The 20,689-nt window shown below is 41.7% G+C and carries 15 protein-coding genes and 1 pseudogene; 8 read left to right on the top strand and 8 right to left on the bottom strand.

Annotation, left to right across the window (positions count from 1 at the left end; genetic code table 11):
• Nucleotides 1–369: 369 nt before the first annotated feature.
• Nucleotides 370–561 (bottom strand): annotated as a pseudogene (locus tag HWQ44_RS01540) (DUF2811 domain-containing protein); the annotation flags it as partial.
• A 470-nt stretch (nucleotides 562–1,031) separates the two neighbouring features.
• On the opposite strand from HWQ44_RS01540, the gene HWQ44_RS01535 reads away from it, so the two are divergent.
• Complete coding sequence (locus HWQ44_RS01535) at nucleotides 1,032–2,306, top strand: MFS transporter (protein WP_292713896.1); 1,275 nt, start codon at nucleotides 1,032–1,034, stop codon at nucleotides 2,304–2,306.
• A gap of 29 nt (nucleotides 2,307–2,335) precedes the next feature.
• Here HWQ44_RS01535 and hisIE read toward each other — a convergent pair whose 3' ends face one another.
• Entirely contained in the window at nucleotides 2,336–2,986 is a 651-nt protein-coding gene (gene hisIE, locus HWQ44_RS01530; protein ID WP_292713894.1) for a bifunctional phosphoribosyl-AMP cyclohydrolase/phosphoribosyl-ATP diphosphatase HisIE, read from the bottom strand.
• Nucleotides 2,987–3,408: 422 nt separating this feature from the next.
• On the opposite strand from hisIE, the gene hemL reads away from it, so the two are divergent.
• Together hemL and HWQ44_RS01520 are read left to right on the top strand one after the other, a co-directional pair.
• Nucleotides 3,409–4,707, top strand: a complete 1,299-nt coding sequence (hemL, locus tag HWQ44_RS01525) for a glutamate-1-semialdehyde 2,1-aminomutase (protein WP_292713892.1) — start codon at nucleotides 3,409–3,411, stop codon at nucleotides 4,705–4,707.
• A gap of 688 nt (nucleotides 4,708–5,395) precedes the next feature.
• Nucleotides 5,396–6,316 (top strand): polysaccharide deacetylase family protein, encoded by a 921-nt coding sequence (locus tag HWQ44_RS01520; RefSeq protein ID WP_292713890.1) that lies wholly within the window; start codon nucleotides 5,396–5,398, stop codon nucleotides 6,314–6,316.
• Nucleotides 6,317–6,392: 76 nt separating this feature from the next.
• Here the strand turns inward: HWQ44_RS01520 and HWQ44_RS01515 are convergent, their stop codons facing one another.
• The gene (locus HWQ44_RS01515) at nucleotides 6,393–7,238 is read right to left on the bottom strand and encodes a fasciclin domain-containing protein (RefSeq protein WP_292713888.1); all 846 of its coding nucleotides are present in this window, start codon (nucleotides 7,236–7,238) and stop codon (nucleotides 6,393–6,395) included.
• Between the two features lie 742 nt (nucleotides 7,239–7,980).
• Here HWQ44_RS01515 and HWQ44_RS01510 point away from each other — a divergent pair.
• The 3 genes from HWQ44_RS01510 to HWQ44_RS01500 all read left to right on the top strand — a co-directional run bounded on the left by HWQ44_RS01510 (nucleotide 7,981) and on the right by HWQ44_RS01500 (nucleotide 12,126).
• Entirely contained in the window at nucleotides 7,981–8,775 is a 795-nt protein-coding gene (locus HWQ44_RS01510) for a glutathione S-transferase family protein (RefSeq protein ID WP_292713887.1), read from the top strand.
• Nucleotides 8,776–8,845: 70 nt separating this feature from the next.
• Nucleotides 8,846–10,588: an ATP-binding protein gene (locus tag HWQ44_RS01505; RefSeq protein WP_292713885.1), complete on the top strand. Its 1,743-nt coding sequence runs from the start codon at nucleotides 8,846–8,848 to the stop codon at nucleotides 10,586–10,588.
• Nucleotides 10,589–11,142: 554 nt separating this feature from the next.
• Nucleotides 11,143–12,126 (top strand): RNA polymerase sigma factor, RpoD/SigA family, encoded by a 984-nt coding sequence (locus HWQ44_RS01500; protein WP_292713883.1) that lies wholly within the window; start codon nucleotides 11,143–11,145, stop codon nucleotides 12,124–12,126.
• A 108-nt stretch (nucleotides 12,127–12,234) separates the two neighbouring features.
• Here HWQ44_RS01500 and HWQ44_RS01495 read toward each other — a convergent pair whose 3' ends face one another.
• The 3 genes from HWQ44_RS01495 to HWQ44_RS01485 are packed head-to-tail and all read right to left on the bottom strand — an operon-like array spanning nucleotide 12,235 to nucleotide 17,065.
• Complete coding sequence (locus HWQ44_RS01495) at nucleotides 12,235–13,608, bottom strand: hypothetical protein (protein WP_292713881.1); 1,374 nt, start codon at nucleotides 13,606–13,608, stop codon at nucleotides 12,235–12,237.
• Nucleotides 13,605–14,015, bottom strand: a complete 411-nt coding sequence (locus tag HWQ44_RS01490; RefSeq protein ID WP_292713879.1) for a hypothetical protein — start codon at nucleotides 14,013–14,015, stop codon at nucleotides 13,605–13,607. The genes HWQ44_RS01495 and HWQ44_RS01490 overlap by 4 nt, the downstream gene beginning before the upstream one ends.
• Before the next feature lie 2 nt (nucleotides 14,016–14,017).
• Entirely contained in the window at nucleotides 14,018–17,065 is a 3,048-nt protein-coding gene (locus HWQ44_RS01485) for a CHAT domain-containing tetratricopeptide repeat protein (RefSeq protein ID WP_292713877.1), read from the bottom strand.
• Nucleotides 17,066–17,148: 83 nt separating this feature from the next.
• Between HWQ44_RS01485 and HWQ44_RS01480 the strand changes: the two genes are divergently transcribed.
• Nucleotides 17,149–17,379 (top strand): hypothetical protein, encoded by a 231-nt coding sequence (locus HWQ44_RS01480; protein ID WP_292713875.1) that lies wholly within the window; start codon nucleotides 17,149–17,151, stop codon nucleotides 17,377–17,379.
• Nucleotides 17,380–17,484: 105 nt separating this feature from the next.
• Here HWQ44_RS01480 and HWQ44_RS01475 read toward each other — a convergent pair whose 3' ends face one another.
• Both HWQ44_RS01475 and HWQ44_RS01470 read right to left on the bottom strand, forming a co-directional pair.
• Nucleotides 17,485–19,683 carry a CHASE2 domain-containing serine/threonine-protein kinase gene (locus tag HWQ44_RS01475; protein WP_292713874.1) on the bottom strand — a complete coding sequence of 733 codons (2,199 nt, stop codon included), beginning with the start codon at nucleotides 19,681–19,683 and terminating at the stop codon, nucleotides 17,485–17,487.
• Between the two features lie 195 nt (nucleotides 19,684–19,878).
• On the bottom strand, nucleotides 19,879–20,163 hold the full coding sequence (locus HWQ44_RS01470) for a hypothetical protein (protein WP_292713872.1): 285 nt from the start codon (nucleotides 20,161–20,163) through the stop codon (nucleotides 19,879–19,881).
• A 298-nt stretch (nucleotides 20,164–20,461) separates the two neighbouring features.
• On the opposite strand from HWQ44_RS01470, the gene HWQ44_RS01465 reads away from it, so the two are divergent.
• Nucleotides 20,462–20,689 (top strand): helix-turn-helix transcriptional regulator, encoded by a 228-nt coding sequence (locus HWQ44_RS01465; RefSeq protein WP_292713870.1) that lies wholly within the window; start codon nucleotides 20,462–20,464, stop codon nucleotides 20,687–20,689.

Here is a 20,689-nt window from a genome sequence, read left to right as displayed (position 1 = left end):
TAGTAGGGACGCATAGTTAGCTATGCGCCCCTACAAACGTGTTTGTATCCAAAAGAAAACTGCTAGATAACAAGTATTAACGGTCAGCTAATATACTCAAGTCTTGCCTCAATTCTCAATCTTGCACTATTACCAACTAGTTTTGGCAACAGGAGAAACTATTGGAACTTTTTAAGGATCAGAACCTACTGATCTTTTTTGTTGTAATATTGCCGATCGCTATTAGCTTAAAATCCCGTTAATAGGGCACGGTTTGCCGTGCCCATATTAGGGCGTGAGCCAGAATAACGCCCTTTATACCAGTACCTATGGGGTGTCTAGTAAATTAGCTGTTGCTGGTGAGTCGGTACAGGGCATTTCTACTGAGGAGTGGTGGAACAAAGTTTCCAGATATACTCGGGCAGCACGGCGATCGCTATCTCCATTTTGGAGTAAAAACAATGATAGCGCCGCTGTCAATACTCTGTTTTCATCCCAATCGGGATGGGTTTCTAAGTAGTTTTTTAATGATTCGTGGAGTGTTTGGGGAATTTCTGTAAAGATGCTAACCGTTGCTTTCATGAGATTTTCCTCCTATGAGGATAATCAAGAGGGACAAGTTGCTTGCGGTGAAGCGGCTTAAAGCTTCACACGCTCTTTCGCCATCCCGACAATCTACGTCCGCATCTAATAGTAATATATTTTACACATTTGATGCTGACGGTTGAACGGATTACAAAAGCAAGCCGCATCATTGTGCGCCAAGAGGGGGTGGGTTTGTCAATGCTGCGAAATGTTAAAAACGATTGTATAAAAAATAAATGCGAACGAGAGAATCAGCTTTAGAGTCTATTTTTCGTTACTTTACTTTACAAAAACTCAGTCCTGGAAGTTCCTTACCACTGTTAATCAACAATCCCCAGTCAGACGGTAAGAAGCCTATTAGCTCGTTGAACACCTGTGGAAAACTGTTAAAATCCCTGTGGAAACCCTGTGGAATTAGTGAGAAAAATTGCAGCCAATGATAAGAATTACCAAAATGTCACCAGATTATGACATTTAAGTTCATGAAATTAGCTTCTCAATCTCAGTTATCATCGTGGCTGTCTTCGATACATCCCCAGGTCTGGATTTTCGCAATTGGTAGATTTTTCTCGGAAGTTGGCACCGGCTTTACCCTGTTTTACGCCCCCATCTTTTTTGTCAATCAACTTGGTTTATCTGCAACCAGTGTTGGGGTAGCCTTGGGTAGCGCCTCGATTTCCGGCATCGTCGGGCGGATTACAGGTGGTTCTTTGGCTGATTCTGGATATTGGGGACGCCGCCGCACTTTGTTGCTAGCCACGGCGATTTCAGCAATTGCTTCTCTAGTTTTAGCTGCAACCAATAATTTCACTACTTTGGTAATCGGTAGCTTGATTAGCGGTTTAGGGATAGGTTTCTATTGGCCGGCGGCTGAAGCTGTGGTTGCTGACGCCAGCCAAATTGACAATCGCCGGGAAACTTTTGCGATCGCTCGACTAGCTGATAACCTTGGATTAGTGATCGGAATTGTGCTAGCAGGGTTTTTGATCGCGATAATTGGGAGTTATCGATGGCTATTTGTGATTGATGCCATCTCTTTTATGGTATTTTTTGGAGTTGTCTATGTAGGGATTAGTGAAACTGAACAACAGCAGATAGAGAAATCTGAAAAGACAGAACTTTTCGCTTCTTGGATGGCAGTATTAAGCGATCGCCGTTTCCTGGTCTACATCGCAGTTAATATATTCTTTACAATCTATATTTCTCAAATCCACAGCACCCTGCCGCTTTACTTCAAAAACTTTGTATTTGTCGAAAGTACTGCCAAGGGATTTACTGAAACTACCATTAGCGGACTATTTGCTTGGCATTTAGTATTCGCAATTATTTGTCAGTTGCCTGTCACCAGCATTTTAAAACGCTGTTCTCACACACTCGCGCTCACTGTTTCCGCCATTTTTTGGGCAATTGGTTTTGGTCTGATTTGGGTAAGCGGCACTGCCCCATCTCATAATCTGGTCTGGGTAATATTGGCACTGGCAGTATTTGCTGTGGCAATTGTTTCTTATACCCCATCTGCTGCTTCTTTAGTGACTGAGTTAGCCCCGGAAAATCAACGCGGCGTTTATTTTTCCATCAACGCTTTGTGCTGGGCTATTGGCTCTTTTATTGGTCATCCCTTGGGGGGATGGGCATTAGATCAACCACAAATTATTACCAATAGTTACTGGCTAGGTTTTACCTTGAGTGTAGCGATCGCTGTGGCAATTTTACAGTATCTCAATCGAATTTTGGCTGAGTAGGGGCGCACAGATGTGCGCTTATTTTCCCTCTATTGACGACGTTCTTGCAGCTTACGATATACCGATTTTAAATCAACTTGATGGTGAGCTAAGGCAACCAAAGTATGATATAGCAAATCAGCCACTTCACCTGCGATCGCATCTGCTTCATCATCCTTAAAGGCCATTACTACCTCAGCTGTTTCCTCACCGATCTTTTTCAAAATTTTGTTATCGCCGCCTGCAAAGAGTTTACAGGTATAAGAACTTTCGGTAGGATGATCGCGGCGATCGCATATTGTTTCAAACAATTGCGACAATGTATCCCCTGGTGGCGGGGCAATTTTCCCTTCTATTTGGTGAAAACAACTGCGCTCTCCAGTGTGGCAGGCAACATCTCCTAATTGCTCTACCCCAATGAGCAACGCATCACTATCACAGTCATAACGGATACTCTGCACCTTTTGAAGATGTCCCGAAGTTGCTCCCTTGTGCCATAATTCTTGCCGAGAACGGCTCCAAAACCAAGTTTCTTCAGTTTCTAAAGTCTTTTGTAACGAATCCTGATTCATCCACGCCATCATCAGGACAGTACCATCCAGATAGTCTTGGACAATTGCAGGCACCAGACCCCGTTCATCGTAGCGAATTTTCTCAACCGGGATGGTGTAATGCAGCGATCGCGAATCCTTAGAAGACATACCAGCTAGTTTGCTCTAATGAGAATAATTATATGGATTTACGATACCATCCAGAATAGGGCAACTGGGATGTTTTTTTTGAATTGAACTATCTTATCTAGCTGTGACAGACTCCTAGACTGATGCAAGCATAGACTTCGGTAAAGATCCTAGTATGCCGCAAATTATCGAGTTTGAATATCTTAGGAGTCACGCAAAAATAACTTGAACACTTTTAATTGGAAAGTAAGGCTGACAGCTTATTCCAAATTAAATTTGTACAACTTATTTTTACATGATGCCTTAAAGTCAAGTCTTCATTGGACTTGCATAATATATTGTTATTTTTTTGGTTCAGCTAATCCTATAGGATAGAAATTCTAAGCACTGTTTGACCCTATCCTAAGATAGAGCTTTTTATTGCCTACTGTTAGGAGAGAACCTTGGTAAATACCACAATTAAAACAACAAAATCACAAGAAGTCTTTGCTGCTGCTCAAAACCTCATGCCTGGAGGAGTCAGTTCTCCAGTTCGTGCCTTTAAATCTGTGGGCGGACAACCCATCGTTTTTGATCGTGTTAAAGGCGCATATATTTGGGATGTAGATGGCAATCAATACATAGACTATGTAGGCACATGGGGGCCAGCTATTTGTGGTCATGCTCATCCAGAAGTCATTGCAGCATTGCATGAAGCTTTAGAAAAAGGCACTAGTTTCGGCGCTCCCTCAGTCCTAGAAAATGTTTTGGCAGAAATGGTCATTGATGCCGTTCCTAGCATCGAAATGGTCAGATTTGTTAACTCTGGAACTGAAGCCTGTATGGGAGTTTTGCGGCTAATGCGGGCTTTCACCAACCGGGAGAAAATCATCAAGTTTGAAGGTTGCTACCACGGACACGCCGATGCGTTTCTAGTAAAGGCGGGTTCTGGTGTTGCTACACTTGGTTTGCCAGACTCACCGGGAGTACCTAAATTAGCAACTAGCACCACTCTAACTGCGCCTTTCAATGACTTAGAAGCAGTCAAAGCTTTATTTGAAGAAAACCGCGACGAGATTGCCGGTGTCATTCTTGAGCCAGTTGTCGGCAACGCTGGATTTATTGCTCCTGATGCTGGCTTCTTAGAAGGATTACGGGAACTGACTCACGAGTATGGAGCGTTATTAGTATTTGACGAAGTGATGACAGGCTTCCGCATTGCTTACGGTGGCGCTCAGGAAAAATTTGGCGTCACTCCCGATTTAACAACATTGGGTAAGGTGATTGGTGGTGGTTTGCCAGTAGGGGCTTATGGTGGTCGTCGAGATATTATGTCAATGGTTGCGCCCGCTGGCCCCGTATATCAAGCTGGGACTCTTTCTGGTAATCCTTTGGCAATGACTGCTGGCATTAAGACTTTAGAATTGCTGCAAAAGCCAGGTACTTACGAGTCTCTTGAACGGATTACTAAAAAGCTAGCAGATGGTTTGCTGCAAATTGCCAAAGAAACTGGTCATGCGGTTTGCGGCGGTCAAATCAGCGCCATGTTCGGCTTATTCTTTACCTCTGGCCCAGTTCATAACTACGAAGATGCGAAAAAGTCTGATACAGCCAAATTCGGACGCTTCCATCGCGGAATGTTAGAGCGTGGTGTTTACTTAGCACCTTCTCAATTTGAAGCTGGGTTTACGTCTTTTGCTCACACTGAAGAGGATATTGAGCAGACTTTAGCAGTTGCACGGGATGTAATGTCGAGCCTGTAAGGTGTTAAGGGATTTCCAAATAAAAAAGTATCCTCTTACCTCTTGTGGGGCGGGCATCTTGCCCCACAAAAGGCATAATTTATAGGAACTCCCTTTTCTAAGCAACTCTAAAGCCTTATTTGCAGAACTTTCAGCAGCTAATGGTGTTCAATCGTCTTGTACGGTTGGGGATCAAAGAAATTTTTTAACAGGTTTCCTCTCTATCGTTATTACTCAAGGAAGGTCACATCTTCGTCATAATTTCGCAATGGCTTCGTCAATAGAATATGCAATATTTAGCCTACATTAAGATATTCATGTTAATAAAGCAGGATTAACAAATTCTAGAGGGTTAAGTCCCTCGCAACTAACAAGCGGCAAGTTTTGTTGCTTTTGTCTTTATCACCGTTGTAAAACTTAATTACAAATTATTTTAATTTCCTTTTACATTTCTCGAAATTTTCCTCATACCCCATAGGTTATAAAAATTAACACGGAAGAAGGTTCTTACCTTCATGGCGAGGGTTTTACTTATAGATATTAGATTATCCATCGGGTAAGGTATTTTTTCAGAGTCAGGGTTGGAGCTAACTTTAAAAAATATACCAATCATAACTTGTAGCTTGTATGGCAAGGCTTACCAGAGTCTAAAAAGCTGCCATAAGTATTGTGGAAAAAAAAGATGGTTCAACCTTGAAGGAGCTATGAAGTGAACGACAATAAGTCATTTTATGGTCTGCAAAAAATATTAATTACGTTGCTTGTCTTGAGTGGCATTTTGAGTGCCAGCACGATGATGCTCATCAAGTCAAGCTCCTCTGATGCTCAAAGTACAGAGAATATAAATGTAAACAATCTACCAAGCAAAGTTGGAATTCAGCAGCAGATTGAAGACCTAAAAGCGGCGATGCTTAAAAGTTGGCAGCAACAAGTACAAACAAAAGGTATTTCATATACTGTGCCACTACGTTTTCAAGGGGCAATAGTTGATGCGGCAAAACTTACTCCCGAACAGAAAGTAATTGCGCTCACCTTTGATGATGGGCCATGGCCTGAGAGTACCGCGCAAGTACTGGATATTCTTAAAAAAAATCAGATCAAAGGGACATTTTTTCTCATTGGGCAAAACGTGAAGAATTATCCAGGCTTAGTGAAGCGGGAAATTGCTGAGGGTCACGTAATTGGTAATCACACTTGGCATCATTGGTATCAATTCTTAAATCCCCAAGCAGCTGCCTATGAAATTGACCACACAGCAGACTTGATTTATCAAGTGACAGGGATTAAAACAAATTTATTTCGACCACCAGGGGGAATTATGCACAATGGGGTGGCTAGTTATGCTAGAAATAGCAAATATGCCATCATTCGCTGGTCATCTGACTCTGTAGACTACTCACGTCCTGCTGTACCAAAATTAATTAATAATGTATTTAAAAGGGCCAAGCCAGGTGGAATTGTGCTAATGCATGATGGTGGTGGTAATCGCTCTAAAACTGTGCAAGCTTTGCCAGAAATTATTGCCAACTTTCGGAAACAGGGCTATAGGTTTGTTACTATTCCTGAACTTTTAGAAATGCAAGATGAAGATCAAAAGCTGATTGGAAACAAAAAAACCGTCCAAAATTAACATCTGAACGGAATTTTAACAGATTAATATTTCATGCAAATCTAGTTATGTTGCCAGTTGTGCTGATACCTTACAACTACAAGTCAGGAGGTAAAATCACCTGATCGATTGCGTGGATTACGCCGTTAGTACCTGTGATATCTGCCTGTGTGACTTTAGCATCATTCACGGTAACACCAGTAGCAGGATCAACCTTAACGTTGATTGTGCCGCCTTCAAGGCTTTTAACTTCGCCAGACTTCAAATCACTGGACAATACCTTACCAGGTACTACATGGTAAGTTAAAATCTTCAGCAATACTTCTTTGTTGTCTGGTTTTAGCAATTCTTGCAAAGCATCTGGTGGCAATTTAGCAAAAGCTGCATCTGTTGGTGCAAAAATAGTTAAGTTATCTTTACCTTGCAAAGCTCCAGTCAATCCTGCTGCTTTCAAGGCCTTGGTTAAGGTGGTAAAGGAAGCGTTTGATTCTGCCAACGCTAACAAGTTTTTGCCTTGATTGTCGCTTGCCCCTGGCCCTGGTGGAGTTGTAGAAGGTGTCCCAGTAGATGGTGGGGTAGGTTGAGTTTCCGGGATAGGACGTGGGGTGCGGGGTGTAGGTTCACTAGGTGTAGCGCCACCACCACGGTTATAGGGAGGCTCGTTGAAAATACTTGGTTTGGGATTTAGCGTTCCACCGCTATTCTGTGCTACAGGTTTGCGTTTGGTATTGCCCTTTTCTATTTGAGAAATAGCCTCAGCAGGTGTGTATTGAGCGTCTGCTTGAAGGCGTTGACCCTGGTTATAAGGGGCTTCGTTGAAAATACTGGGGTTAGGATTTAGTGCCTCTTTCGCGTCAGATGGTAAAGTAATGAGGACGCTGAAACTACTCAATCCTGCTATGCCTGCCAACGTGGTCAGCAATTTGCTGTAATTTGTCTTCATAAATTTTGTTTGTCTTTTTGTCCACACGTTACATAAAGATTTATAACATTTTGCTATGCACAAAATCTAACTGAAGAGGGAAGTAAGATTTTTTCTCAGAATAGGTTTGTGCTTGTGAGGTAAAATATTCGACTTCGGCTGACGCTGACGAGTATGAAATATATCTATCATATATTTTATGTAAATTGAGCAAATTTTCTCCATCACACCAAAAATAGTTAAAAAACTCCACTTGAGCTATCGTCATCTATAGTAAACCGTGAAAATCTTACATCTACAAGTTGTGAGTTAGAATAAGCTCGGATCAAGATTCCAATTCAAAGCCAATTTATATACAAACTTGTACGTAAATTAATAGTTAATTCAAAAATACTCAACCCCATAGGCCAGAAGGATATATCTCTGAATTAAGCATTGATTATTTGACAAAATCACAGAGATTAATCACCGAAATATCTCAACATAGGTTAACGGTGACAGAAATTAAAGTAACAGCTGAAGACTCACGACTGAGTGGTGAGGTTTTTTTATATATGCCAAATTAAATTATTTAGCTATTTGATATTTTAATTAATCAGAAAACAATATTTTTTTAAATCGATAGTTCTACCAACAATCAGGCATGAGTTCAACCTTGATATCAATTAAATTGATAATTACTCCCTAATGTCAAGAAAAATTACATTAACTAAAGATACAATTATAAAGTTAAGAAGTTGACCAGTTACAAGGTATACAATACATGCTGGAATTATACCAATGGGAACTATCTCAATACTCAGAGAAAGTTCGCCTAATTCTAGATTTTAAAGGACTAGATTACCGCAAAATAGAGGTGACACCTGGGATTGGACAGGTAGAATTGTTCCGGCTGACTGGTCAGAAACAAGTCCCAGTATTAAAGGATCGTAATAAATATATTGCGGATTCTACGGAGATAGCTAAGTATTTAGACTTAGAGTATCCCGATCGCCCAATAATACCGCAAGATCCCAAACAACGGGGTTTAACTTTATTAATAGAAGAATGGGCGGATGAGTCCATAGGCATCAAAGGTCGCAAAGCACTATTTGCTGCCATAAGTCAAGATCAAAATTTCCGTAAGTCTTTATTACCTACCTCAACACCAGATATATTTAAAAGTCTGGTTCAAGGAGTACCTAGTGACTTAGTGGCACTATTGGGTTTTGGCGTAGGTTATAGCCCAGATGTAATCCAGTCAGCGATCGCATCTTTAAAACAAGACTTGGAAGCGCTAACGTTATTATTGGCAGATAGTCCCTATTTAACGGGAGATGAGCCGACTTTAGCTGACTTAGCTGTGGCTGGCTTATCGATATTGCTCAAGTTTCCCCCTGGCCCCTATCTGGATTTACCAGCTTCTATTAGAGGTAAAGGATTGCCAATCTTTGCCGAGAATATAGATTATGAACCATTCTTTACCTGGCGCGATCGCCTTTACGCCCAATTCCGCAGACCGTTAATTACTACCACTCCACCAACGGGAAGTGCGCCAACTTCGATTCAGATTGATTAGACAATTGGGCATGGGGAATTGGGCATGGGGCATGGGGGAAGAAAAACAAATGACAAATGACAAATGACCAATGACTAATCAGATAAATTCGGCACAGCCATTAGGTTCGGTCATTCAAGGTTCTCTAACTGAAGGTTTAGAAGTCCGATTGCATCCTGACATTTCTGTAGAAGATATGCGGGTAGGTAAGTTTCTTGTTGTGCAAGGGATGCGATCGCGTTTTTTTTGTATGCTGACAGATGTAGCATTGGGAGCTGCTAATGCGCGAATTATAGCTAATCCCCCCAGTTGGGAAGATACTTTTTTACGGGATGTTTTAGCCGGAAGTGGTACTTATGGTACTATCAACCTCGCGCCGATGTTGATGTTCACTCCCGAAACTGAAGAATCTTTCTCCCCAACAAATGGCAAATCGGCAAATCCTTTCGTCCCATCAATGACGGGTTTGGCTTCATTTGTGCCACAAACGAGTACGACGATGGAATTGTTACCCGTTAAAACTATTCCTAGCCACTTTAGTCAAGTTTACGAAGCCAGTGTTGACGATTTTCGCCGGGTATTTGGTTGGGAAGATGACCCCCAAAGGCGCAATTTTTCCATCGGTAAACCTTTGGATATGGATGTGCCCGTTTGTATCGATTTAAATCGCTTCGTGGAACGGAGTAATGGGGTTTTTGGTAAATCTGGTACTGGTAAATCCTTTCTAACGCGGCTACTTTTAGCTGGTGTTATCCGTAAAAATGCGGCAGTAAATTTGATTTTTGATATGCACTCCGAGTATGGCTGGGAAGCCGTTGCAGAAGGTAAGAACGTCAATACGGTTAAGGGCTTAAAGCAACTTTTCCCCAGTAAGGTAGAAGTTTATACCCTCGACCCAGAATCGACAAAGCGTCGGGGTGTGCGTGATGCTCAAGAACTTTATTTGAGCTATGAGCAAATAGAAGTTGAAGATATTAAGTTATGTAGCCGAGATTTAGGACTCTCTGACGCAGCCTTAGATAACGCCAATATTTTGTATAGCGAGTTTGGCAAGTCTTGGATTGTCCAGTTGCTGAATATGACTAACGAAGAAATTGAGATGTTCTGCGACGAGAAGCGCGGACACAAAGGCTCGATTATGGCATTGCAGCGCAAACTCTTGCGGATGGATAGCTTGAAGTATATGCGAGCAGTTTGCCCCCAAAATTATATTAGTAAAATTGTCCAATGCCTGGAATCTGGGAAGAATGTTGTGATAGAATTTGGTTCCCAGTCTAATATGCTCTCTTATATGTTGGTGACGAATATGATCACCAGGCGGATTCACGAGCATTACGTCAAGAAAGCAGATAAATTTCTGCAAAGCAAAAATCCTAGCGATCGCCCGACGCCATTGATGATTACCATTGAAGAGGCGCACCGTTTCCTTGACCCGGCTATTGTACAAAGTACAATCTTTGGGACTATTGCCCGCGAACTGCGGAAGTACTTTGTCACACTTTTGGTAGTTGATCAACGTCCGTCAGGCATAGATAATGAGGTTATGTCCCAGATCGGGACTCGGATTACCGCTTTGCTTAATGATGAAAAAGACATTGACGCAATTTTCACGGGTGTATCTGGTGGTAGCGGACTGCGATCGGTGTTGGCAAAGTTAGACTCGAAACAACAAGCCTTAATTTTGGGTCACGCTGTTCCTATGCCAGTAGTAGTGCGTACCCGACCTTACGACGCAACTTTCTACGAAGAAATTGGTGAGCCAGCCTGGGAAGAAAAACCTGACGCAGAAGTATTCGCAGCTGCCGAACTAGCCAAAGCTGACCTTGGTTTCTAGATTGTCATTAGTCATTTGTCCTTTGTCCTTTGCAAAATGACTAATGACCAATGACCAATGACTAATTCGTGACATCCCTCCATTGTCACAGCAAATTAAGTTCGGTTATCCGGCTAGTTTTTTGCAACAGAAGAGGGGTTTTTGGCGTCACTATATATATAGTCAGTAATTTCAAGGAAGTTTAAAAATTTTTTACCGAACGACCGCTTTTGAATTATAATTATAGGCTTTATCTTAAGATAGTTTACTATCTACCTAATTTATCGTAATATAAAGCTAAGTAGAACTCATACCGACTTCGGATTTGCCAGTTGCTGTCAGTAACTGCTCAAAAGAAGAATTCTCAAAAACAACCAGCGTGCTTATAAAAGATTGAAAATTTAGGGAAGGTAGGGGAACCTATCATTGGGGGCTTACCGTCTTAACAACGGCTGTATCAATTGATTTATTGCTTTTGGTAGCTCCCGATATTTCGTGATAGATGTACTACTTTTTCCAATCCATTTTAATAAGAAAACATACATTGTGTTTACGGAGTAGAGGACATCGCACCAATGCCTACTGTCAATACCCAAACGGAAAATCTCAACACCAAATTCACGGCTGATATGGTGCGAACCTATCTGCGAGAAATTGGTCGTGTACCACTGCTAACCCGTGAACAAGAAATTGTCTTTGGGAAGCAGGTGCAACAAATGATGACGCTTATCGACGCCAAGGAAGCTTTGGCGAAGAAACTGCAACGCGAACCGAATATGTCAGAGTGGGCTGACCACGTTCAACAATCGGAAACTGAAGTACAACAAACGGTAGCACAAGGTAAGCGGGCAAAGCAAAAAATGATCGAAGCGAATTTGCGCTTGGTCGTTGCTATTGCCAAAAAATACCAAAAGCGAAATATGGAGTTTCTGGATTTAATCCAGGAAGGAACACTAGGATTAGAGCGAGGTGTGGAGAAATTTGACCCAATGAGGGGTTATAAGTTCTCAACTTACGCTTACTGGTGGATTCGCCAAGCAATTACTCGTGCGATCGCTCAACAAGGACGGACTATCCGCTTACCAATCCATATTACCGAAAAACTGAACAAAATCAAAAAAGTGCAGCGCGAGTTGGCTCAAACCTTGGGGCGATCGCCCACTCCAGCCGAAATTGCTAAAGAACTGGAACTAGAACCTGCTCAGATTCGCGAGTACCTGAATATGGCTCGTCAACCAGTATCTTTGGATGTGCGAGTTGGTGAGAACCAGGATACTGAGTTGCAAGAAATGCTCGAAGATGATGGCCCATCACCAGAGTATTACACCAACCAGGAATTCTTACGCCAAGACTTGAACAACCTGCTAGCGGAACTAACCCCGCAACAGCGAGAAGTTGTAGCTTTACGCTTTGGTTTAGAAGATGGTAATGAAATGTCATTGGCGAAAGTGGGTGAGAGATTGAATCTCAGCCGCGAACGGGTTCGTCAGTTAGAGCATCAAGCTTTGGCTCATCTGCGTCGCCGTCGTGCCAATGTCAAAGAATACGTTGCTAGTTAAAACTAGAGACGCAAAATCTTGCGTCTCTACACCACCTTGGTGATGCGCCTCCTGAATAATTCAGGGGGCGATTTTTTTTGCTGGCTAAGGACGCAAAGCCAAGAGTGATTAGCGGCGAATTTTTTTAAAGAATATCCAGGCTATTATACTGGTAAGCACTCCAGCAAAAACGCTCCAACCGAAAGCTGTTGTGAGGAAAAATGGAATTTTGCTACTCGGTGGATATTGAGCAACCAATACTGAAGATGCAATTTGGCTGGTTGCTAATCCGATCCCTGCACTACCGATGAAGTTTTCTAAGTTGCGATCGCTTTTTGCTTGGTAAATGTCAATAGTACCTTGAATTGTATTAATTAAATTTTGTAGCAGGGTTAAGCCTGGACTGAGGTTAATATAATCTGTCTCGATTTGCTGGAGATATTTTTCAGTACTAAATTCGCTGAATTGTTGCATAAATTGAAGCTGGCTGTTGCTGTTTTCTCGTGAAATCTTCTCTAGCCGTTTGTCGTAATTATTCAGATTAACTTTAATTGTGCGTCCTTGGTCATCCAGATAGCTTAAATTAATCGCGTATTGCGATAGGATTGTCAGCGTATCAGTTAAGGTTTTTTGTAATTCCTCAAGATTAGGTTTTCCTTGATTTATTTCTTGCCCTAAAACGCTGATTTTTTTAACTGTCTTTTGTACTTGGTGAAAATCTGTCTTGAGTTTATTTTTTAATTTGCGGCTTTGGTAGTAAGCCCAAAGAATTTTATGGCGATAGCAAAATAAACGAATTAAATCAAAATATACTTTAGCAATAGTTTCTGTAATCTCCTTCTGCGATCGCTGTGGTGGAAACAAGCATATTAACAAATGAAAACTATTTCTAAAACTTTGTTCATCTGTCCAATCACTAGGTTGTTCCCAGATGTCAAATGCAGTCGCACCTAAAAAAGTCCCTTGGCTTTTTAAATTGATTTCGCCTTGATAATCAGGATTTATTTGCAGATAGCATTGTTTAGCGATCGCTTTAATTTCTTCATCATTATAAATCTTTTCCAACTGTCCCCAAACATACCAAGTTTGACCAATTTTCCCTTGTTGGTGATCGATACGAGATTCTATATTTTTTTTAATATCTTGAAATTGGCTGATAGGTTTGCTGAGTTCATCGCTAACACCGCCATCTACTTGCAGAGCATAGGTATCACCTAGTTGCAGTGCGTAATCATAACCTGCTATATCTGGTTGGAATTTTTTATGTTTTTGTGGTCTTAGTAACTCGACGTAATCTGCTTCTGTTTTTTCTAAAGTAGCGAGTTGTTTAAGCAAATCATCATCTTTAACTTTATCGTAATCTTGATTTAAATCTGGTTTAATTTTACGCCAAAAATAATGACGATTTTGGTTGATTTGGTCATCTGTTTGTCCTAAACCTTGTTGTAGGTCATAGATAAATAAATCAACAGTGGGGTAAATGAGATGATCCTGTTGATTCATGATATAAACTTTTTTAAGGAACGAATCAATATTTTTAATGTACTGACAGAATCAGGAGATTGCAGAGTTTGTGTAGCGATTTTAGTGAGTTCTTCCTCATCCATCTGTTCATCAATGGCAACAAGAATATTATTGATTTCTGTGCTTTGCTGTTCAGCAGCCTGATTAATTTCAGCAGGTAAAGGCCCTTTGCTGCGGATTTGAGTTTTCTGTGCTAAATTTTGACGAACAGCTTGATAATGTTGAGCTAAGGGCGGGTAATTGCGGGCGATCGCATCCAATTTACCAATGTCATCGGGAATTTTTACTTGATTAACCTGGGTTTGCACATCATCTGCTAATGGTGCATCAAGGTAAGACAATGCAAAGACAAAAGCTTTGAGATTATAGGCTTCTAAAGGTTGCACGATCAAAAAGCTCCAATAATTGTAAAAGCTGCCCAGTGGTAATGATGACTATAAGGTTGATCGGTTGTTTGTCTGATACTAATATCATTTAACTGATCTTGTAAAAAAGGACGAATAATACCTTCATTTTGGGGCAATTTAGCAATTTGCGCTGCATACCATTCTGCAAGTTCTGCATTTGTGACATTTCGCAGCCATTGAGTAGCCTTAGCCAAAGCCACCACTTCTGATTTACCTTGTTGCAGAAATTGGTAAAACTGCATCATCACCAAAGCACTAGCGGCTGATTCTACAGTCCATAGCGTACTAACAACATGAGCCACACCGCAACCCAGAAAGCCACTGACAAGCCCGACATATTCTGTAGCGATGGTGTGATTACCTGTAATCGCGGTTTCGCAAGCTGCTAGAGTGACGAGTTGGTAGCTTTGCAAATTTAAATTGCGAATATCCGCGAGAGTTAGCTTATCTTCACCTGCTAAGGCTAAGTGAGATAATGCCGGATTTTGAAAATTGTATTCGCCATGCCCTGTAAAGTGAAAAATATTATAGTTTTGGGATAAAGCGTTTATTAGTTCTGCTTTTGTCGCTTTTTCAGAACGCTTGCGAGTGGCGTTAGGAAACAGTTGGCTTATCGCTTCCGATTCAATTTGGGCAAACTCCAGTAAGGGATAATCTTTGCTGTTGGGATGTTCGATGCTGAGTAGCTGTTGCAAATGATAGTCCTGCTTTTTCAGGGGAGTTCGAGGAATCAAGCCAATTTTTGCGCTGGGTAGATAGGTGATGGTGAATTCAGGTGGAAAGAGTGCATGGAGAGGGAAGCGGTGTAAGTCGCGGTGGGGAATGAGGATTAGGTGAGTAATTTCTGGTATTTCTGAGATAACAGCGTTGATATCAAGGATATTACTCAAGTGGCGAAGCATTTCGGGTAAGTTGTCGCGCCAAGTGATTGCTTTGTCACCTTGCTGATCTTTACCTTTGCGATAATCAGAATATTGTTCATTCCAATTTTTCACCCAGCCTTCAAAATCTTGTAAGCGTCGCGCCTGAGTTATAAACTCGGTTTCTCTTGGGACAATTGGTGATGGCGCGTTGTGTTTTAGGGTGAAGGTGTGTAAGGCGTAAGAACTGAGATGCCAATAAACAATAGCAGTTGAAGGATTCAGCAGTGATTGCATTTCTGAATAACTCAGAGATGAACTCTCATCACTCCATCCATCCAAAAGCCAACGCAAACAGGTGTTTTTGCCCTCTTCTGCTAATTCAATCGCTTGCAGCAAATCTCCAGATTGCACTGCTAAATCAACAGTTAACTGTTGAATCCAGGCAAATTTTAGAGCTAGTTGTTTTTTACTTTGATCAGAGCGATTTGGTTCATTTAATAAGCGCCGCAATAAATCAGTACCCTGTCGCTGGAGTTCTGTGGCTTCGGCTGTTTCCCTCAAATCCAACTGAACGCGAATTAAGTCTTGCAAAACTTCCAGATGCAACTCAGGAAAATCTATTGCTGTAAGACTTTGCAGTGCCGTTTTGTAACTGTTAACAGCTTTGTGCCAATAGCGGGTTTGAGAATTTTCTCGCCCTTGGAAGTAATGAGCATTACCTCTCGCCTGATGCAATTTTCCCCAACCTTCTGGATGCATGTCTTGCTGACAATGCTTCAACCCTTCCTCGTAGCTTGCCAATTTCCCCTCATAGCCACGCTGGTTTAAATCAGGATTGTTAAATTTTAAAGCTAGGTTTGGTGCTGCTGCATTAGATAAAGTGAATGTGAAAAATAAATCTATCCTCTTTCCAGTTGCGTTTCCCGCCGCAACTCCCCGGTTGTACCAAGCTTTGTCTTTGTCGGGTTTAATTTTGATGGCACTATCATAAGATGCGATCGCTTCTTCAAATCGCCCTAAATTATCCAGTGCATAACCCCGGTTGTGCCAAAGTTCGTGGTCGTCGGGTTTGATTTTGAGGGCACTATCATAAGATGCGATCGCTTCTTCATATTGCTCTAAATTAGCCAGCGCATAACCCCGGGCGTTCCAAGCTTCGTGGTAGTCGGGTTTAATTTTGAGTGCGTTGTCCCAACATGCGATCGCTTTTTCATATTGCTCTAAATTAGCCAGGGCATTACCCCGTTTGTACCAAGCATCGTGGTCGTCAGGTTTGAATTTAAGGGCATTGTCACAAGATGCGATCACTTCTTCAAATCGCCCTAAATTATACAGCGCCATACCCCTTTGATACCAAGCGTTGTGGTCTTCGGGTTTGAATTCGATAGCATTGTCGTAAGATGCGATCGCTTCTTCATATTGCCTCAAACTAAGTAACATATCTCCACGGCTACACCAAGATACGTGATTTTGGGGTTGAAATTTTGAGGCTTGTTGATTGAAGGCTGTTTTAAAAGATGCGTTTGCTTCTTCGTATTGCCCTAATTGACGTAACGCCACACCCCTGTTATGCCAAGCTTCGTGGTAGTCGTGTTTAATTTCAATAGCTTTGTCAAAGAGTGCGATCGCTTGTTCATATAGCCCTAAACTATACAGCACGTCCCCTTGATTAAACCAAGCTTCTGCTTTATCTGTAGTAGATTCACTAACAACATCAACTTGCTTAATCCCTTTTTTTTCTCTTCCCTTTGTGTCCTCCGCGTCGTCTGCGCCTCTGCGGTTCGTTTCTCCTCCCCCCAACCGCCGCCCAATATTATAAGCAACAACACTAACTTCCCCAATATTCAACTCACCCAGCCGCACCATCCGCCTTGCTAACTCATCATTCGGTGTAGCTGAAGCTAACAATCTTTCGCCAAAACCCCCCAACCACTCCACCAACTTAGCTTCATTGATGCGGTTTGCAGCCAAGAAATCTTTTGCCCCTCCTCTACTCAAGCCGTCATTGACTTCTGCCAACAACTGGAGAAACAACGATTCATACTCTGCATCTGTTAGCTGTTTCGGTGGTTCTACTTTCCTATGTTCCCTCAAGGGAGGAGTCTGCTTGTTGCCAAATAAGCGCTGAAAAAACTTATTGAGCCACCGCCAAAGCCGCTTGAGCATTTGCCGCAACCATGTATTGCTTTTGTAGTGTATTTTAGCAATTTTACCGAAAGCAAAGTGGGGTGCGAAAGTATAATTTCACAATGCAACCCAAAACAATGGCATTGTTAGTCAATGCGATCGCAATGCAGCCTAAAACAATCGCATTGTTAGTCGACGCGATCGCAATGCAACTCAAAACAATCGCATTGTTAGTCGACGCGATCGCAATGCAACCCAAAACAATCGCATTGTTAGTCGATGCGATCGCAATGCAACCCAAAACAATCGTATTGTCAGCCTATAGTGTAGATAAACAAAAATATTTACAGTGATTGCAAGCAGAGCGAAGTAATCCCAGCCTTTGCGATTGCTTCGCTTCACTCGCAATGACATTGTGTAATTAATTATAGTTCAGCCGTAATTTCTAATCGCTAAGGCTACACCCGTTTCAAATCTTGTAAAACTTCGGCGGCTGATTGATAGCGATCGCTAAAATGATAACAAACCATCTTATCTAAAATTGCTGCTAATCCTTCGCTCACTTGCACGGTTTGTCGCCACATCACATTCCCCGTTTCTGGATCTGGATGAAGTTCTTGCGGTGGTATCCCAGTTATGGCTTGAATAGCAATCATTCCTAAAGCATAAATGTCACTGCACAACCGGGGATGACCAGCAAATTGTTCTGGAGGTGCATAACCCCGCGTTCCGATGGCTACTGTGGCTAATTCTGTTTGCTCACTACTCGGCGGTTGCATCAATTTCACAGCACCAAAGTCAATCAACACCAGCCGATTATCTTCAGCGCATCTAATAATATTAGTCGGTTTGATATCACGATGAATCACTCGATGCTGGTGAACAAATTCTAGAACTTCTAAAACTTGTTTGAGCATATCAATCACAAATGATTCGTTCTGCACATTCTGTACAGGTGGTAATTCTTCACTTAGGGTATGTCCCTCAATATATTGTTGAATTAAATAAAATTCATGGTCATCTTCAAAATAAGCAAGTAGTTCAGGAATCTGATGATGTTTACCCAAAGATTCTAAAATTTCAGCTTCACTATTAAACAACCTGCGAGCAACTTGCAAAAATCTTGTATCTTGACGGGCTGGCATTAACTTTTTAACTACACAAGTAGGATTCCCCGGTCGTTGAGTATCCTGTGCTAAATAAGTGCGACCAAATCCCCCAGCACCGAGAGTTTTAGAGATTTTGTAGCGTCCACTTAAAAGCAAATCACCTGATTTTATTTCTAGTGAATCAACTGGGGGAGGAAAGTCAAGATAGGAGTCGGGGATTGCTGTTTTATCTTCTAAGAGGACATTTAATTGGGCGATCGCTTCTTGTTGTTTTTCAACTTGCAGAATAATTACCTGAGTTTGTCGCTGATTTTGGTAGTTAGTATAAGCAATCACACAGATACTACTAATTACGAAGGCAAGAGCAGAGGGGATTAACGGTATCCATCCGGCTTGCAAAAATAAAGCAACGCAGATTAATACTAACCCAAGTAGAGTTATCCCTACTACCACTAGTAAAAGCAACGGATTTTGCGATCGCCATGCTAAAACACTACCTAAAAGCGACCAGCCCCATATCCAAATAACTTCCACCCAATCGGGCCAGTACCAAATTAGCGATCGCCCATCCAACACTGTACTGATGAGTTGACTTGCTATCTGTGCATGAATAAACAGAGCAGGCATTCTGGCTGGTTGATCTGGCAAAGCGCTGTAGGGCGTATAAAAGCCACCTGGAGGAAGATTAGCTGCTGTAGTACCGATGATTACAAGACGATCTTTAAATAAACTAGAGTTAACTTGGCCACTGAGAACTTGTGTAAGGGTTACTTGCTCCGCAAGGCTGTTAGGGTGACGATAATTTAATAATATTTGATAGCCATCTGCATCCAGATGTTGGTAGCCACCAGAATTAGCTCGTAAACGTACAAACAGGGTTTTCCCTAACTGAAAATCTCCTTTATTAGTAAACTGGTATTCAATACCTTGTTTTTCTAGATAATTAATGGCAATTAATGCACCAAATGCAAATGATGTTGTACATTTCTTGTCTGTAGAGTAAGCAAATAACAAACTGCGGCGGACAATTTGGTCGTTTTCATTGTCAGCAACCACATCGCTAAACCCAACATTATCTATAGGGACATTAGGCGGCGGTGGAATTTCATCTCTACCCAAGCTGCTGAACAAACAGGTGTTGATAATATTATCTTGATTTTGAACATTAGCCGCCAAATTGTTGTGTTCTGGTTGAAAAAGGTATAAACCAACAATTCGTGGTTGATAAGACTCTATTTTCTTTAACAGTTGATTGATTGTCCGATCTGATAGAGTCCATTTCTCTCGTTTAAGATCCTCCTCAGTGATTTTTACTAGCAAAATTCGCCGATCGGGTGCTTGTGCGGGACGCGATCGCAACATCTGGTCATAAACTCTTAACTCCCAAGGCTGTAACCATTTGAGTTCACGAACCCCCCAGATCAAGGCGGTGACTCCTACACTGGTAACAAAAATAATTTGCAGCCAGCTTTTGCTCTGGGAAGTTTCACGGGAATCCTGAACTTTGACAAAGGGGACACGGAGTTTTTCTAATAGTCCACTAATCACAGCGTTGCGGCGGTAGCCTGAATTGGGTAGATGTTGCAGGCGCAGAAGTCAATTTTTAGACTCTAGGTTAAAAGCTAGCTAACCTGAGCTTCTATTAATGTAGCAATTTACTTGCTAGTTAGAGACTTTGGCATATTCCTACTTTGAAAGCAAGCTGACGCGTAGCCTCAACTAGAAAATAAGACAAGCGATCGGCTAATCATCTGTTTGAGATGTTTGAGTATCTTCAACAGGATTGGTAATTGGGAAAGAAATAGGATTCGCAGATGGGGTTAGTGAATCTAACTGAGGTTGTTCAAGTGATGCTTCAATGCTTGAATCAGCAAAATAAGAGCCAAAAATCCTATCATAGTTAGAAGCAACAGCTAAAAAAGTGCCACCCAAAATATAGATAGGTAATGGCAAATTAAACTCTTGCAACCAGTCAAACAGTTCCGCCAAGGCAAACAGCACCAAAAAGCAGGCAAGCCAAACCCTCATATTCTCATCCCCTGGATTGAAACAACTCTATTACTAGCTTAAATAGCTTGCATGATAGTTGATGTAGTACATAATCACCAACTTATAGCGTAGCGAAGTACACCTGTAGGCAGTGCCGTGCCCCTACAACTCGCGATATAATTTTGTACCGCATCTGAATGGGAACCGCTATACAGGGACTCATAAAATTTCTACCCATTTTGATAGGGCTACCTATATACCCTAGATAGGTGCAGTCAGAGTTATAGCATCTGTTATATTGCAATATCTAGTAGAAAAATCAAAATATATTTAGCTTATGCCTGCAATCGAACAGCTAAGAATTGCCCAGTTGGTTCGTGAGACTCGGCAGTGCCTCAAATTTACACAGATAAAACTGGCAACGATGTTAGGGGTTTCATTCCACACTATAAATCGCTGGGAAAACGGACGCACACAACCTTCGCCACTGGCCATGAAACAAATTAAAGAGCTACTATACCAGATGGGAGAACCTGGTGAGGTGCTTTTAGCCAAATACTTTTAA

The sequence above is a fragment of the Nostoc sp. JL34 genome, from assembly GCF_017114945.1.
Taxonomy (GTDB): domain Bacteria; phylum Cyanobacteriota; class Cyanobacteriia; order Cyanobacteriales; family Nostocaceae; genus Nostoc.
The sequence above is the reverse complement of the archived record's forward strand: the minus strand, read 5'-3'. Positions and strand labels throughout refer to the sequence as shown.

Coding starts and splice junctions, on each gene's coding strand:
- HWQ44_RS01495 (WP_292713881.1), bottom strand. CDS start 13,608: ATGAATCAACAGGATCATCTCATTTACCCCACTGTTGATTTATTTATC.
- HWQ44_RS01535 (WP_292713896.1), top strand. CDS start 1,032: ATGACATTTAAGTTCATGAAATTAGCTTCTCAATCTCAGTTATCATCG.
- HWQ44_RS01470 (WP_292713872.1), bottom strand. CDS start 20,163: ATGAGGGTTTGGCTTGCCTGCTTTTTGGTGCTGTTTGCCTTGGCGGAA.
- HWQ44_RS01515 (WP_292713888.1), bottom strand. CDS start 7,238: ATGAAGACAAATTACAGCAAATTGCTGACCACGTTGGCAGGCATAGCA.
- HWQ44_RS01510 (WP_292713887.1), top strand. CDS start 7,981: ATGCTGGAATTATACCAATGGGAACTATCTCAATACTCAGAGAAAGTT.
- HWQ44_RS01485 (WP_292713877.1), bottom strand. CDS start 17,065: ATGCTCAAGCGGCTTTGGCGGTGGCTCAATAAGTTTTTTCAGCGCTTA.
- HWQ44_RS01500 (WP_292713883.1), top strand. CDS start 11,143: ATGCCTACTGTCAATACCCAAACGGAAAATCTCAACACCAAATTCACG.
- HWQ44_RS01505 (WP_292713885.1), top strand. CDS start 8,846: ATGACTAATCAGATAAATTCGGCACAGCCATTAGGTTCGGTCATTCAA.
- HWQ44_RS01480 (WP_292713875.1), top strand. CDS start 17,149: ATGCAACCCAAAACAATGGCATTGTTAGTCAATGCGATCGCAATGCAG.
- hisIE (WP_292713894.1), bottom strand. CDS start 2,986: ATGTCTTCTAAGGATTCGCGATCGCTGCATTACACCATCCCGGTTGAG.
- HWQ44_RS01465 (WP_292713870.1), top strand. CDS start 20,462: ATGCCTGCAATCGAACAGCTAAGAATTGCCCAGTTGGTTCGTGAGACT.